This is a genomic window from Variovorax sp. V93 (genome assembly GCF_041154485.1).
Taxonomy (GTDB): Bacteria; Pseudomonadota; Gammaproteobacteria; order Burkholderiales; family Burkholderiaceae_C; genus Variovorax; species Variovorax beijingensis_A.
On record NZ_AP028669.1, the window covers coordinates 4,351,002 to 4,365,711 of the forward strand.

At 67.2% G+C, this 14,710-nt stretch carries 13 protein-coding genes; all 13 read right to left on the reverse strand.

Annotated features, from left to right (window positions below; all coding sequences use genetic code 11):
* Window positions 1–2: 2 nt before the first annotated feature.
* Window positions 3–1,733 carry a methyl-accepting chemotaxis protein gene (locus ACAM54_RS20595; RefSeq protein ID WP_145747818.1) on the reverse strand — a complete coding sequence of 577 codons (1,731 nt, stop codon included), beginning with the start codon at window positions 1,731–1,733 and terminating at the stop codon, window positions 3–5.
* Between the two features lie 22 nt (window positions 1,734–1,755).
* Window positions 1,756–3,489 (reverse strand): methyl-accepting chemotaxis protein, encoded by a 1,734-nt coding sequence (locus ACAM54_RS20600; protein WP_369648791.1) that lies wholly within the window; start codon window positions 3,487–3,489, stop codon window positions 1,756–1,758.
* Window positions 3,490–3,593: 104 nt separating this feature from the next.
* A complete protein-coding gene (locus ACAM54_RS20605; RefSeq protein ID WP_145747820.1) occupies window positions 3,594–4,109 on the reverse strand; it encodes a chemotaxis protein CheW in 516 nt (171 codons plus the stop codon).
* Between the two features lie 20 nt (window positions 4,110–4,129).
* A complete protein-coding gene (locus ACAM54_RS20610) occupies window positions 4,130–5,830 on the reverse strand; it encodes a methyl-accepting chemotaxis protein (protein ID WP_369648792.1) in 1,701 nt (566 codons plus the stop codon).
* 86 nt (window positions 5,831–5,916) lie between these two features.
* Window positions 5,917–7,593 (reverse strand): methyl-accepting chemotaxis protein, encoded by a 1,677-nt coding sequence (locus tag ACAM54_RS20615; protein WP_369648793.1) that lies wholly within the window; start codon window positions 7,591–7,593, stop codon window positions 5,917–5,919.
* Between the two features lie 24 nt (window positions 7,594–7,617).
* Window positions 7,618–8,127: a chemotaxis protein CheW gene (locus ACAM54_RS20620; protein ID WP_369648794.1), complete on the reverse strand. Its 510-nt coding sequence runs from the start codon at window positions 8,125–8,127 to the stop codon at window positions 7,618–7,620.
* A 10-nt stretch (window positions 8,128–8,137) separates the two neighbouring features.
* On the reverse strand, window positions 8,138–9,109 hold the full coding sequence (gene flgJ / locus ACAM54_RS20625) for a flagellar assembly peptidoglycan hydrolase FlgJ (protein WP_369648795.1): 972 nt from the start codon (window positions 9,107–9,109) through the stop codon (window positions 8,138–8,140).
* Between the two features lie 8 nt (window positions 9,110–9,117).
* Entirely contained in the window at window positions 9,118–10,233 is a 1,116-nt protein-coding gene (locus tag ACAM54_RS20630) for a flagellar basal body P-ring protein FlgI (protein ID WP_145740489.1), read from the reverse strand.
* Between the two features lie 116 nt (window positions 10,234–10,349).
* A complete protein-coding gene (locus ACAM54_RS20635; RefSeq protein ID WP_369648796.1) occupies window positions 10,350–11,021 on the reverse strand; it encodes a flagellar basal body L-ring protein FlgH in 672 nt (223 codons plus the stop codon).
* A 98-nt stretch (window positions 11,022–11,119) separates the two neighbouring features.
* Entirely contained in the window at window positions 11,120–11,902 is a 783-nt protein-coding gene (gene flgG / locus ACAM54_RS20640) for a flagellar basal-body rod protein FlgG (protein ID WP_124960772.1), read from the reverse strand.
* A gap of 41 nt (window positions 11,903–11,943) precedes the next feature.
* The gene (locus tag ACAM54_RS20645; protein WP_145740485.1) at window positions 11,944–12,690 is read right to left on the reverse strand and encodes a flagellar basal body rod protein FlgF; all 747 of its coding nucleotides are present in this window, start codon (window positions 12,688–12,690) and stop codon (window positions 11,944–11,946) included.
* A 7-nt stretch (window positions 12,691–12,697) separates the two neighbouring features.
* Window positions 12,698–13,912 (reverse strand): flagellar hook protein FlgE, encoded by a 1,215-nt coding sequence (gene flgE / locus ACAM54_RS20650; protein WP_027730591.1) that lies wholly within the window; start codon window positions 13,910–13,912, stop codon window positions 12,698–12,700.
* A 92-nt stretch (window positions 13,913–14,004) separates the two neighbouring features.
* Window positions 14,005–14,691, reverse strand: coding sequence for a flagellar hook assembly protein FlgD (locus tag ACAM54_RS20655; RefSeq protein ID WP_145740484.1), 687 nt, complete (start codon window positions 14,689–14,691; stop codon window positions 14,005–14,007).
* Between the last annotated feature and the right edge of the window lie 19 nt (window positions 14,692–14,710).

Consider the following 14,710-nt stretch of genomic DNA (forward strand, 5'->3'; position numbering starts at 1 on the left):
GTCTAGAACTCGGTCCAATCGCCCGCAGCACCCGCGGCGCCGCCGGCCAGGGTCAGCGGCGGAGCGGAGGCCACGGCTTCCTTCTTGCGCGGCTTCGCGGTCGGCCGGGCCGGCGCTTCGGGCGTGCGCGGTGTTTGCGCATGGAGGGCTTGCGCCCCGCCTTCGAGCCTGAACACGCTCACGGCCTGCACCAGGCTCGCGGCCTGCTCCTGCATCGACTGCGCCGCAGCGGCCGCTTCTTCCACCAGCGCCGCGTTCTGCTGCGTCACCTGGTCCATCTGCGCGATGGCCTGGTTCACTTGTTCAATGCCCGTGCTCTGCTCCTGGCTCGCCGCCGTGATCTCCCCGATGATGTCGGTCACGCGCTTCACGCTGCCCACGATCTCGGCCATGGTCTTGCCGGCTTCGCCCACCAGCGCACTGCCCATGTCCACCTTGCCCACCGAGTCGTCGATCAGGCCCTTGATTTCCTTGGCCGCTGCGCCCGAGCGCTGCGCGAGGTTGCGCACTTCGGAGGCCACCACCGCGAAGCCTCTGCCCTGTTCGCCGGCACGGGCAGCTTCCACCGCCGCATTGAGCGCCAGGATGTTGGTCTGGAACGCAATGCCGTCGATCACGCCGATGATGTCGACGATCTTCTTCGAGGAGGCATTGATCGAGGCCATGGTGTCGACCACCTGGCCCACGACATTCCCGCCCTTGACCGCCACCTCGGAAGCCGACAAGGCCAGTTGATTCGCTTGCCGCGCGTTGTCGGCGTTCTGCTTGACGGTGCTCGTGAGTTCTTCCATCGAGGCGGCCGTCTGCTCCAGCGAGCTGGCCTGCTCCTCGGTGCGCGAGGACAGGTCCTGGTTGCCCGCGGCAATCTCGCCCGAGGCCGTCGCGATCGCATCGCTGGAATTCTTGATCCGCACCACGACCTCGGTCAGCTGGTCCTGCATGCGCTTGATCGAGAACAAGAGGCTGCCGGCGCGGGCCGAGCGGGCCTGCACACTTTCAGTCAGGTCGCCATTTGCGATGCGGCCGACCACATCGGCGGCATAGCCGGGCTCGCCGCCCAGCTGCCGTGCCAGCAGCCGCGCCACCACCACGCCGAGCCCCACACTGATGGCGATGCCGGCCAGCGCCATCAGCACCATCAGCAGGCGCGAGGTCTTGAAAGTGCGCGCGGCATCCTCCATGCTGTCCCTGGCCTGCTGGTCGCTGTAGGCCACCATGCGCTGAAGCACTTTCTCCAGCGCACGCGACTCCTTGAGCAGCTGCTCGCTCTCCTGCGGCACGCTGCCTTCGAACTGCGAGCTGTCCAGCGACTGCTTGGCGATCAGGTCGGCAAAATCGGCCATGTGCTTTCGCAGCGGCGGCATCAGGCGCTGGTACTGCTCGCTGAGTTCGCGGCCCTCGGGCGTCTCTTCGAGCAGCGGCTTGACCTCGGCCACGTTCGATTCGAGCGCCTTCACGGCGTTCTTCAATTCCGTGAAGCCGGCATTGCGCTCGCCCTTGGTACCGGCCGACAGCAGCCCCATCTGGGCGCGGCTCGCGTCGAGCAGGTGGATGTTGGCCGCCTGCACGGCCTTCATTGCGCGCAGGTCGTGGCTGTAGAGGTTTTCCGTCGAGGCGTTGATGCGCCCCATGTGGAAGATGCCGAGCCCGCCGACCGCGGCGCCTACCGCCGCGACCACGAGAAAACTGAGAACCAGCTTGGCGGCGACACGAAGCTTCAGGAACCATTTCATTTTGCTTTTCCTGCGGTGCGTGTCAGAACTCGGTCCAGTCGCCCGGCGCGGCGGCCTGGGCCGCGGCGAGCCTTGGAGCGGAACGGGTGCCGGCCGCGTGGCGGGCCGCTGCCGGCCGGGCGGGCGCCTTCAGCGCGGGCACCGCCTTGCGCGGCGGCAGCGCCGGCTGGACGCGGGCCTGCATCTGCACGAGCGGGCGCGGCGCGTTGTCGCTGTCGAGCTTGAACACGCTGACCGACTCGACCAGGCTCGCGGCCTGCTCCTGCATCGATTGCGCCGCGGCGGCCGCTTCTTCCACCAGCGCCGCGTTCTGCTGCGTCACCTGGTCCATCTGCGCGATCGCCTGGTTCACCTGTTCGATGCCGGTGCTCTGCTCCTGGCTCGCGGCCGTGATCTCGCCCATGATGTCGGTCACGCGCTTGACGCTGTCCACGATCTCGTCCATCGTGCGCCCCGCCTCGGCCACCTGGCGGCTGCCGGCCTCGACCTTGTCCACCGAGTCGTCGATCAGGCCCTTGATTTCCTTGGCGGCTGCGCCCGAGCGTTGCGCGAGGCTTCTCACTTCGGAGGCGACGACTGCGAAGCCGCGGCCTTGTTCACCCGCTCTTGCAGCTTCCACCGCCGCATTCAAGGCCAGGATGTTGGTCTGGAACGCAATGCCGTCGATCACGCCGATGATGTCGACGATCTTCTTGGACGAGCTGTTGATGGAGCCCATGGTGTCCACCACCTGGCTCACCACGCCGCCGCCGCGCACCGCCACTTCGGAAGCGGAGACGGCCAGCTGGTTGGCCTGGCGCGCGTTGTCGGCGTTCTGTTTGACGGTGCTCGTGAGTTCTTCCATCGAGGCGGCCGTCTGCTCCAGCGAACTCGCCTGTTCCTCGGTGCGCGACGACAGGTCCTGGTTGCCCGCGGCGATCTGCCCCGACGCCGTCGCGATCGCATCGGTGCCGTGGCGCACTTCGCCCACCACCTTGGCCAGGCTGCCGTTCATGCCCTTGAGCGCGTGCATCAACTGGCCGGTCTCGTCCTTCGTCGTCACTTCAATGCGGCTGGTCAGGTCGCCGGCGGCCACCGCTTCGGCCACCTCGACAGCGCGGCGCAGCGGATGGGTGATGCTGCGCACCAGCAGCCAGGCGAGCACCAGGCCCAGGCCCAGCGACAGCGCGCCGAAGACGACCAGCATCAGGCTGGTGCTGGCGCGCATCTCCTTGCTGCGTTCGGCCGCGGCATCGAGCAGCGCCCGCTCCGTGTCCACCATCTGCTGCACACCCGCGAGATAGCTGCGCGAGGTGGGCTCGAAGCGTTCGTTGAAGATCCGGTTGGCGCCTTCCATGTCGCCCGCCAGCTTGGCCTTGCTGACCTCCTCGCGGGCCGCGAGGTAGGCCTTGCGCAGCTCGCCGACCTTGTCGTACACCGCCTTCTTTTCAGGCGTGTCCATCTGTTCCTCGATGAACTTCTGCAGATCGTTGGTCTCCTTGATGGAGAGGGCCGTGGCCGGCGCGAAGTAGGCGATCAGGCTCGCATCGCTGCTCTTGGCAATGGCTGCGGCGCGCTGTATGCCCGAGTTGGTGTTGCGCAGCCAGTCGGCGCCCGCACGCTCGGTCTTGATGTTCTTCTCGACCATCGCATTGATTTCCTCGCCGAGCTGCCGCAGCTTCAGCACGGCAAGCACGCTGCTCGTGAGAGACAGGGCGAGGATGACGCCGATCACGACGGCCAGCCGCTTGCCGATGGAAATATTGCTCAGAAACATGCTCGTCACTCCAGAAGATCAGGAAAGGGCAAGCACGCAACGTGCGCACTTGCCGCAGGAAAAGGTTGTGCGCGCCGGCCGATTTCTCTCGGGCTGCGGCGGCCTCAGGCAGCGATCTTTTCGACCAGGCCCATCTCGTCGCTGGACATCAGCCGGTCGATGTCCACCAGGATCAGCATCCGCTCGTCCAGCGTGCCCAGCCCGATCAGGTAGTCGGTGTCCAGCACCGAGCCCATCTCCGGCGCCGGCTTGATCTGCTCCGCGCTCAGGGTGATCACGTCCGACACGCTGTCCACCACCATGCCCACCACGCGCCCTGCGATGTTCAGCACGATCACCACCGTGAACTGGTCGTAGCTCGGCGTGCCCAGCCTGAACTTGATGCGCATGTCGATGATCGGAACGATGATCCCGCGCAGGTTCACCACGCCCTTGATGTACTCCGGCGCGTTCGCAATGCGCGTCACCGCGTCGTAGCCGCGCAGCTCCTGCACCTTCTGGATGTCGATGCCGTATTCCTCCTGGCCCAGCGTGAAGGAAAGGAATTCCAGGGGGCGGCCGGCCCGCGACGGGGCGGTGTTTCGGCTGTCGGCGGTCTGTTGGGATGTTGTAGTGCTCATCGGATATCTGTCGCTGTTGGCTAGAACTCTGGCCACCCGCCACCGGCTGCGCCGGCCATGGCCAGCTGCGGTGACGCAGGTGCTTCGTGGGTCTTCTTGCCCGGCACGAGGCGCCGGGACTTCTCGGAAGCCTGGGGCGTGGCAGCGGCGCTGCCGGCCTCGAGCCGGAACACGCTGACCGACTCGACCAGGCTCGCGGCCTGCTCCTGCATCGATTGCGCCGCGGCGGCCGCTTCTTCCACCAGTGCCGCGTTCTGCTGCGTCACCTGGTCCATCTGCGCAATCGCCTGGTTCACCTGTTCGATGCCCGTGCTCTGCTCCTGGCTCGCGGCCGTGATCTCGCCCATGATGTCGGTCACGCGTTTGACGCTGTCCACGATCTCGTCCATCGTGCGGCCCGCCTCGGCCACCTGGCGGCTGCCGGCCTCGACCTTGTCCACCGAGTCGTCGATCAGGCCCTTGATTTCCTTGGCGGCTGCGCCCGAGCGTTGCGCGAGGTTTCTCACCTCGGAAGCGACGACTGCGAAGCCGCGGCCTTGCTCGCCGGCTCTTGCAGCTTCGACGGCCGCGTTCAGGGCCAGGATGTTGGTCTGGAACGCGATGCCGTCGATCACGCCGATGATGTCGACGATCTTCTTGGACGAGCTGTTGATGGAGCCCATGGTGTCCACCACCTGGCTCACCACGCCGCCGCCGCGCACCGCCACTTCGGAAGCGGAGACGGCCAGTTGGTTGGCCTGCCGTGCGTTGTCCGCGTTCTGCTTGACGGTGCTCGTGAGTTCTTCCATCGAGGCGGCCGTCTGCTCCAGCGAGCTGGCCTGCTCCTCGGTGCGCGACGACAGGTCCTGGTTGCCTGCGGCGATCTGCCCCGAGGCCGTCGCGATCGCATCGGTGCCGTGGCGCACTTCGCCCACCACCTTGGCCAGGCTGTCGCGCATGGCCTGGACCGCATGCAGCAGGCTCGCCTGGTCGCCGCGCTTCAGGTCGATGCGGACCGCCAGGTCGCCCTTTGCGATACGGTGCGCGATGCCGGCCGTGACCATCGGTTCGCCGCCGAGCTGCTTCAGCAGGCCGCGCGAAATCGCCCAGCCGAGCGCGAAGAGTGCTGCGGCCAGCACCAGCGCGCTGATCGACAGGCCGATGGCCCGGCTCATGATCGTGGCCTGCACCGTGTCCACGTAGACGCCGGAGCCGATGATCCAGCCCCAGGGCTCGAAGCCCTTCACGTAGGAGACCTTGGGCACCGGCTTGTCGCTGCCCGGCTTGGCCCAGAGGTAGTTAACGAAGCCCGCACCGTCGGCCTTGACGGTGTCGACGAACGCGACGAACAGCTGCTTGCCGGTGGCATCCTTGTTGGAGGACAGATCCTTGTTCTCGAGCGCCGGGCTGATCGGGTGCATCAGCATGCGCGGCTGCATGTCGTTGATCCAGAAATACTCGCTGCCGCTGTAGCGCAGGCCGCGGATTGCCTGCATCGCCTGCTCCTTCGCCTGCGGTTCGGTCAGCGTGCCCTTGGCGGCGAGCGCGTGGTAATGAACCAGCAGGCCATGCGCGCTTTCCACCACCTGGCGCACGCTGGCCTGCCGCTCTTCCAGGATGAGCTTGCGCTCCGACATCAGGAAAAGGGCCGTCAGCGCCGCCACGCCCACGATGGCGCTGGCCGTGAGCAGCCCGAGCTTCTGCCCGATGCTGAGGGCGCGCGGATTCAAGCGGTTGAACATGGTCTCTTCCTTGGGTGGATGTCTTTTGTGCGGTGCTCTGTCCACAGGTCTATCGGCATCCGCGCGCAAGACTTGAGGCCTTCAGCTCAAAATTCCGTCCAATCGCCATTCGCCGTGCCGGCCGTGGCCAGCTGCGGGACTGCGGCAGCCTCGCTCTTCCTGGCCGGCGCCGGGCGCAGGGCCTTCGGCGCGGCGAATGCGATCTCGGGACGAGCGGCCTGTGTTCCATCCAGCCTGAACACGCTGACGGCCCCGACCAGGCTCGCGGCCTGCTCCTGCATCGATTGCGCCGCAGCGGCCGCTTCTTCCACCAGCGCCGCGTTCTGCTGCGTCACCTGGTCCATCTGCGCGATGGCCTGGTTCACTTGTTCAATGCCCGTGCTCTGCTCCTGGCTCGCCGCCGTGATCTCCCCGATGATGTCGGTCACGCGCTTCACGCTGCCCACGATCTCGGCCATGGTCTTGCCGGCTTCGCCCACCAGCGCACTGCCCATGTCCACCTTGCCCACCGAGTCGTCGATCAGGCCCTTGATTTCCTTGGCCGCTGCGCCCGAGCGCTGCGCGAGGTTGCGCACTTCGGAGGCCACCACCGCGAAGCCTCTGCCCTGTTCGCCGGCACGGGCAGCTTCCACCGCCGCATTGAGCGCCAGGATGTTGGTCTGGAACGCAATGCCGTCGATCACGCCGATGATGTCGACGATCTTCTTCGAGGAGGCATTGATCGAGGCCATGGTGTCGACCACCTGGCCCACGACATTCCCGCCCTTGACCGCCACCTCGGAAGCCGACAAGGCCAGTTGATTCGCTTGCCGCGCGTTGTCGGCGTTCTGCTTGACGGTGCTCGTGAGTTCCTCCATCGAGGCGGCCGTCTGCTCCAGAGAACTCGCCTGTTCCTCGGTGCGCGAAGACAGGTCCTGGTTGCCCGCGGCAATCTCGCCCGAGGCCGTCGCAATCGCATCGGTGCCCTGGCGCACGCCGCTCACCACGGTGGCCAGGCTCGCGTTCATGTTCTTCAATGCCAGCATCAGCTGGCCCGTCTCGTCGCGGGACGACGATTCGATGCGGCTGGTGAGATCGCCGTCCGCCACGGTCTGCGCCACGCGCACGGCCTCGGTCAACGGACGCGTGATGCTGCGGGTCAGCAGCCATGCCAGCACGGCGCCGAGCAGCAGCGCGGCCACGGCCAGCACGATCACGTTCATGCGGCCCGCGCGGTTCAGGCTTTCCACGGCATCGGCGGCCCTGTCGATCCGCTCGGCCTGGTGCGTCAGCATGCCGCGGATGCTCGCGTCGTAGACCTCGAGCATCGGCACCAGCTTGTCGTTGGTGAGCCGGGCCGCCTCGTCCTGCCTGCCTTCGGCCTTGAGCTTGAGGATGGCGTTGCGCAGGCCCACGTACTGGCTGCGCTTTTCCTTGATGTCGGCACTGATCGCCTGCTCCTCGGGCGAATCCAGCATGGCCTCGAGCCTGGCCTGCGTCTCGGAGATGCCCGCGCTGGTCTTGCTCATCTGCTTCTGCAGATACTCCTGGACTTCCGCATCGTTGCTCTTGACCAATGCAAAGGTGCGCACGCTGTTGCTGCTGGTGTTCAGCAGCCAGTGGGCGGCCAGGCGCTCCTTCACGAGCGAGCGCTGCACCATCTCCTGCACCGCATCGCCCACGCCCTGCAGACGGAACACACCGATACCCGCGATGCATGCCATGAGCAGGAGCACCAGCGCAAAGCCGATGCCCAGGCGGGTGCCGATCCTGAGGTTCTTCATGTAGGTTGCTCCGTGCGCGCCGGGTCAGGCAGCGATCTTCTCGACCAGGCCCATTTCGTCGCTGGACATCAGCCGGTCGATGTCCACCAGGATCAGCATCCGCTCCTCCAGCGTGCCCAGCCCGATCAGGTAGTCGGTGTCCAGCACCGAGCCCATCTCCGGCGCCGGCTTGATCTGCTCCGCGCTCAGGGTGATCACGTCCGACACGCTGTCCACCACCATGCCCACCACGCGCCCTGCGATGTTCAGCACGATCACCACCGTGAACTGGTCGTAGCTCGGCGTGCCCAGCCTGAACTTGATGCGCATGTCGATGATCGGAACGATGATCCCGCGCAGGTTCACCACGCCCTTGATGTACTCCGGCGCGTTCGCAATGCGCGTCACCGCGTCGTAGCCGCGCAGCTCCTGCACCTTCTGGATGTCGATGCCGTACTCCTCCTGGCCCAGCGTGAAGGTCACCACCTCCAGCCGGCTCGAGGTGGCAGGCGCCGCGGCGCCGCGATGTGGTGGGGGGGTCAGGATCTCTGCCATATAAATTCCTTCAGCTGAACTTCTGCATGATGCGAACGAGCTTCTGCCCGTACTGCGGATCGGTGGCGTAGCCGGCCTTCTGCAGGCCGTGCGCAGCCTCGGCGGGCGTGTCGGCGGCCAGCACGTTGGCGTAGCGCGGATTGCGCGTGATGAATCGGGCGTAGTCGGTGAAGGCCTCGTCGTAGGACGCGTAGGCCCTGAACTTCGCGCGCACACGCTGCGGTTCGCCGTCCACGTATTCGGTCGTGGTGGTCTCCACCACCGGACCCTTCCAGCCGCGGTCGGCCTTGATGCCGAACAGGTTGAAGCTCTGGGTGCCGTCGTCGGCGCGGATCTCGCGCTTGCCCCAGCCCGATTCGAGCGCGGCCTGCGCCAGGATCAGCGGCGCCGGCACGCCGCTGGCCTCGCTCGCCACCTGCGCGGAGCCACCCATGCGCTGCACGAAGCTGTCGACGCTGCCCTGCAGCGAGGCCACGGCGCCCGCGGCCGAGCGGTCACTGTTGCGCTGGTAGATGCCCAGGTCCACCGATGCGGCCGCTGGCCGGGGCGGCGCGGACTGCAAGGGCGACGAGCCGAGCGGAATGCCCGACTGCGGCGTGAGAGGAATCCCGGCGCGAGGCGCGAGCGAGATGCCTTCGCTGCCGCTGCCGTCTCCTTCGCCCGAGGGCGCCGCGCGGCTGAGTTGCGCGAGCATGGCTTCGGCCAGGCCCACGCCGCGCCCCGAGAGGTTCTGCGCGAGCTGCTGGTCGAGCATCGACATGTAGATCTTCTGGTCGCGGTTCTCGAGCAGCCCGCTCGAAGGCGTGGCCTCGCGCATGCTCTTGAGCACCATGTTCATGAACAGCGCCTCGAACTGCCGCGACACCTGCTTCAGGCCCTCTTCGGGCGAGCTGCGCACGGTGTAGCGCAAGGCATCGACGCCCTGCACGTCGAGTGCAAGGCGCTGGTCCAGCGCGCCGCTTCTGCTTTCGGTGATGGCCATGGCGATGCTCAGATGATCTCGAGCTCGGCACGCAGCGCGCCGGCGGATTTCATGGCCTGCAGGATCGACACCAGGTCCTGCGGATTGGCGCCCAGGCTGTTCAGGCCCTTGATCACGTCGGCCAGCGAGGCGCCGCCGCGCACCATCTGCAGCGCGCCGCCACCCTGGTTGATCGAGATCTGCGAGGTCTGCCCGACCACCGTGGAGCCGCCGGAAAACGCATTGGGCTGGCTCACCACGGGCTCGGTGTTGATGACCACCGAGAGGTTGCCGTGCGCCACCGCGCAGTCGTTCACACGCACGGCCTGGTTCATGACCACGGAGCCGGTGCGCGCATTGACCACCACGCGCGCGACCGCCTGCGTCGGCGTGACCTCCAGGCTTTCGAGCCGCGCGAGAAAGCCCACGCGCTGCTGCGCCGCGGGCGCCTGCACCTGGATCACGCGGGCGTCGAGCGCCTGCGCCGTGCCCGCGCCGAACTGCCGGTTGATGGCGTCGACCGCCTGCTGCACCGTGCCGAAATCGGAGCGGTTGAGTTCGAGCGTGAACGTGCTGTCGCCGCCCACCGGTGCCTCGACGCTGCGCTCCACCAGCGCGCCGGCCGGAATGCGGCCCGAGCCAAGCTGGTTGACCTGTGCCTTGCTGCCGTTGGCCGACGCGCCCGCGCCGCCAACCACCATGTTGCCCTGCGCGATCGCGTACACCTGCCCATCGACCCCCTTGAGCGGCGTCATCAGCAGCGTGCCGCCGCGCAGGCTCTTGGCATTGCCCATCGAGGACACCGTCACGTCGATGTTCTGGCCCGGCCGCGCGAACGAGGGCAGCGTGGCCGTGACCATCACCGCCGCCACGTTCTTCAGCTGCATGTTCACGCCCTGCGGAATCGTGATGCCCAGCTGCTGCAGCATGTTGTTGAGGCTCTGCGTGGTGAACGGCGTCTGCATCGTCTGGTCGCCCGTGCCGTCGAGCCCGACCATCAGGCCATAGCCGATCAGCGGGTTGTCGCGCACGCCCTGGATGCTCGCGAGTTCCTTCAGCCGCTCGGCCTGCGCCGGCGAACACAGGGTGATGGCGCACAGCGCCGCGAAGCCGATCAACGAACGCACATTGCGGAAAAAATTCATGGTGGTATTCCCTTTCGTGGGATGCCGCGGAACCGGCTTTGCCGGGCCGCTGGCGTCGCCCCCGGCGAGGGGGTTGGCGTAGCGACACGAAGTGCGCGAAGACTGGGGGTGAGTCATCAGAACGGCATGACGTTGAGGAAGAAGCGCTGCATCCAGCCCATGTGCTGGGCCTCGTCGATGTAGCCCTTGGCCGTGTATTCGATGCGCGCATCGGCCACCAGCGTCGAAGGCACGGTGTTGGTTCCCGAGACCGTGCGCGGGTTGACCACGCCCGAGAACCGGATGTATTCGGTGCCCTGGTTGATGCCCATCTGCTTCTCGCCGCTGACCAGCAGGTTGCCGTTGCGCATCACGTCCACCACCGTGACCGTGATCACGCCGTTGAAGGTGTTGTTGGCGTTTGCACCGCCCTTGGCGTCGAGCTTGTTGCCGCCCGACAGCTTGGCGTCCTGCCCGTCGAGCAGCGAGCCCAGCAGCTTCGGAATGCCGGCGAAATCGGCAGCCATGCTGCCCGTGCGGCTTGCCGAGGCGCCCGAGTTCTTGCTCGCATTGACCCGCTCGCTGATCACGATGGTCAGGATGTCGCCCACGTTGCGCGGCCTGCGGTCCTCGAACAGCGCGCTGCCGCCGGGACCGTCCTGGAAGATCGCGCCGTTGGCGCGCCGCGGCATCGAAGCCATGCTCTCCGCCCGCGCCGTCATCGGCTGATGCACCAGCGGCTCGCGCGGAACCTGCGCGCAGCCCGCTGCCGCCAACGCCCCCAACACCATCCACAGCCCGCGGCCCATTCCAGGGACACCGCGGAACCGGCTCTGCCGGGCCGCCGGTGTCGCCCCCGGCGAGGGGGTTAGCGCAGCGACACGAAGTGCGCGAAGACTGGGGGAGGTCATAACTGCGCCAAACGCTGCAGCATCTGGTCCGAGGTCTGGACCGCCTTGCTGTTGATCTCGTAGGCGCGCTGCGTGGCGATCATGTTGACCAGCTCCTCGACCACGTTGACGTTCGAGGCCTCCACATAGCCCTGGCTCAGGATGCCCGCGCCGTCGATGCCGGGGTTGACCTGGTTCGGCGCGCCGGAGGCATCGGTTTCCGCATAGAGGTTCTCGCCCTTGCTCTGCAGGCCGGCCGGGTTCAGGAAGGTGGCCAGCTGCAGCTGCCCGACCTGCACCGTGTTGGTCTGCCCCGCCTGCGTGATCGACACGATGCCGTCGCGGCCGATGGTCAGGCTGGTGGCGTTGGCGGGCAGCGTGATCGCCGGCTGCACCGGGAAGCCGCTGGCCGTGACGAGCTGGCCGTCGCGGTCGGTCTGGAACGAGCCGTCGCGCGTGTACGAGGTGGTGCCATCGGGCATCAGCACCTGGAAGAAGCCGCCGCCGTTGATGGCCACGTCCGTCGGCTTGTCGGTCTTGGTGAGGTTGCCCTGCGAGTGGATGCGCTCGGTCGCGACCACGTGCACGCCGGTGCCCACCTGCAGGCCCGACGGCAGCCGGGTCTGGTCCGAGGTCTGGCCACCGACCTGGCGCAGGTTCTGGTACATCAGGTCCTCGAACACGGCGCGGCTTCGCTTGAAGCCCGTGGTGCCGACGTTGGCGAGGTTGTTCGACACCACGTCGAGTTGGGTCTGCTGGGCATCCAGGCCGGTCTTGGCGATGTAGAGCGAGCGCATCATGGCGAAAAAATCCTTGGAAAGTTTGGGAGTGGGACGCGGGCTCAGCCGTACGCCAGCAGCTTGTTGGCCGACTGCGCGTTCTCGTCCGCGCTGCGCATCGACTTCATCTGCATCTCGAAGCTGCGGGCGTTGGCGATCATGGCCACCATGGCCTCCACGCCATTGACGTTGCTGCCCTCGACCGCGCCGGTGGTCACGCTCACGGCCGCATCGGGCTCGGCCGGCGGCAGGCCCTCGCGCATGCGAAAGAGGCCGTCGGCGCCGCGCACCAGGTCGGCCACGGGCGGGTTGACCAGCTTCAGCCGGCCCACCTCGGCAATGCCGATGGCCGGGTCGCCGGCGCCGCGTGCGGTGACCAGGCCGTTGGCGGCGATCGCGACGGTGGAGCCGGGCGGCACCACCAGCGCGCCGGCATCGCCGGCCACGGGCAGCGAGCCCATGGTCGTGAGCTGGCCTTCGGCGTTCACCTGCAAATTGCCCACGCGGGTGTAGGCCTCGCCGCCGTCGGGCGTCTGCACCGCGAGCCAGCCGTCGCCGTGGATGGCGACATCGAGCGCGCGGCCGGTTTCCGTGAGCGGACCGTGGCTGAAGTCGGCGCCGGGCGTGGTGGCAACCACGTAAGCGCGCGTGGGTGCTTGCGTGCCACCGGTCACCGGCACGGCGCGAAAGCTGTTGATCTGCGCGCGGAACCCGGGCGTGGAGGCGTTCGCCATGTTGTTGGCGACCGAGGCCTGCTGCTCCATGGCCTGCTTGGCGCCGCTCATCGCGACATACAGCATGCGGTCCATGGGCGGCTCAGCGGATGTTGATCAGGGTCTGGACGACCTGATCCTGCGTCTTCACCGTCTGCGCATTGGCCTGGTAGCTGCGCTGCGCAACGATCAGGTTGACGAGTTCGGAGGTCAGGTCGACGTTCGATGCCTCCAGCGCGCCCGAGGCGAGCGAGCCCTGCTTGGTGCCCGCGCCCGGCGTGCCGGTGAGCGGCTGGCCCGAGGCCAGCGTTTCGCCCCAGACGTTCTCGCCCATCGGCTCCAGGCCGTTGGGATTGGCGAAGGAGGTCAGCACCACCTGGCCCATCAGCGTGGTCTGTTCGTTGGAGAACTTGCCGGTGATGGTGCCGTCGGGGTTGATCGAGAACGAGGTCAGCGTGCCGGAGGTGTAGCCGTCCTGCTTGAGCGTCTTGATCTCGTTGACGTTGCCGAACTGCGTGGTGCCCGAGAGGTCGACCGTGGCGTTGAGCGCCACCGAGCCGTTGCCGAAGTTCATGGCGGGCAGCGTCAGCTTGCCGCCGGCGGGCGTGAGCAGGTTGCCGTTGCCGTCGAAGCTCATCGTCGAGATCGGCGCGCCGCCATTGAGCGCGCTGCCGTCGGCCGCGCCATACACGTCCCAGGCATTGGCGCCGGTCTTCACGAAGAACACGCCGAGCTCATGCGGATTGCCGAGCGAATCGAACACCGGGCCGAGCGCATTCGAATAGTTGAAGGTGGCCGAATCGGTCGCGGAGAACGGCGTCTTGGTGGGCACCGTGCCGCGCGCGTCCAGGTTGAAGGTGGCGTTGATGGCGGTGGTCGCCTTCGGGCTCATGGCCGTGGTCTGGACCTGCAGCGGGCCCGGCGTGCCGCCGTCGAGGCCGCCGGTGGCGGATACGCCGTAGCCCGTCAGGCGCAGGCCGGCGGCGTTGACGATGAAGCCGTCCTTGTCGCGCGTGAACTGGCCATTGCGCGAATACATCACCTCGCCGCTCGGGCTGCTGAGGCGGAAGAAGCCGTCGCCGTTGAGGATCGCCACGTCCAGCGGCCGGCTGCTGGTCTGCACCGAGCCCTGCGTGAAGTTCTGCACGATGCCCGACACCGCCACGCCCAGGCCGACGCGCGAGCCTGCATACACGTCCTGGAAGGTCGCCGCGCCCGACTTGAAGCCGACCGTGCCGGAGTTGGCGATGTTGTTGCCGATGACGTCCAGGTTGGCGGCGGCTGCGGACAGGCCGCTGATGCCTTGGGAAAAGCCCATGATCGAATCCTTGTTTCAGTGCAATGAAGAAGAAGAAATGGCCTGCGGCGCACGGGCCGCTGCCGATGAGGAAGACAGCACGCGGCAGCTGCTCAGAGGAACATGCGCACGTCGGCCAGGCCGATGCTCTGGCCCGACATGAGTTCGAGCGTGACGCCGCTGGCGCCCTGCTTGACGGCGGCCACTTGCGAGAAGACCAGCGAAGTGGCCTCCACGCGCGTGCCGTTGTTGGCAGCCGAGACACTGAAGCTGTAGGCGCCCGCCGGGGCCGTGGAGCCGTCGTCGGCCTTGCCGTCCCAGCTGACGGCATTGACGCCTTCGGTCATCGGGCCGAGCGTCAAGGTGCGCACGGTGTTGCCCGCGGCATTGACGATCTTCACTTCGACGGTGCCGGCGGTGGCCGGCAGCTGCACGGCAAAGGGCACGGCCGCCGGCGCCTCGCCGGCCTTCGGCTCCGCGGCGGCGATGGTGTTGCCGGGCGACAGCACGTTGTAGCCAATGAGCGATGCCGCCTGCAGCACCTGGTTGGCGCCGGTCTGGTTCACCAGTCCGCTGAGCGCGGTGTTGAGGCGCTCGATGCCGCTCACGGTGCTCATCTGCGCGAGCTGCGAGGTGAGCTCGGCGTTCTCCATCGGGTTGAGCGGGTCCTGGTTGTTGAGCTGCGTCACCAGCAGCTTCAGGAAGCGCTGCTCGCTGTCCGCTCCCGAGACGTTGCCGGCGCTCGACGCCGCGGTGGCTGCGTTGAGCCCGGAGATGGAAGAGGTGTCGGAGATGGCCATGGTTCTTGTTGGGATGTGG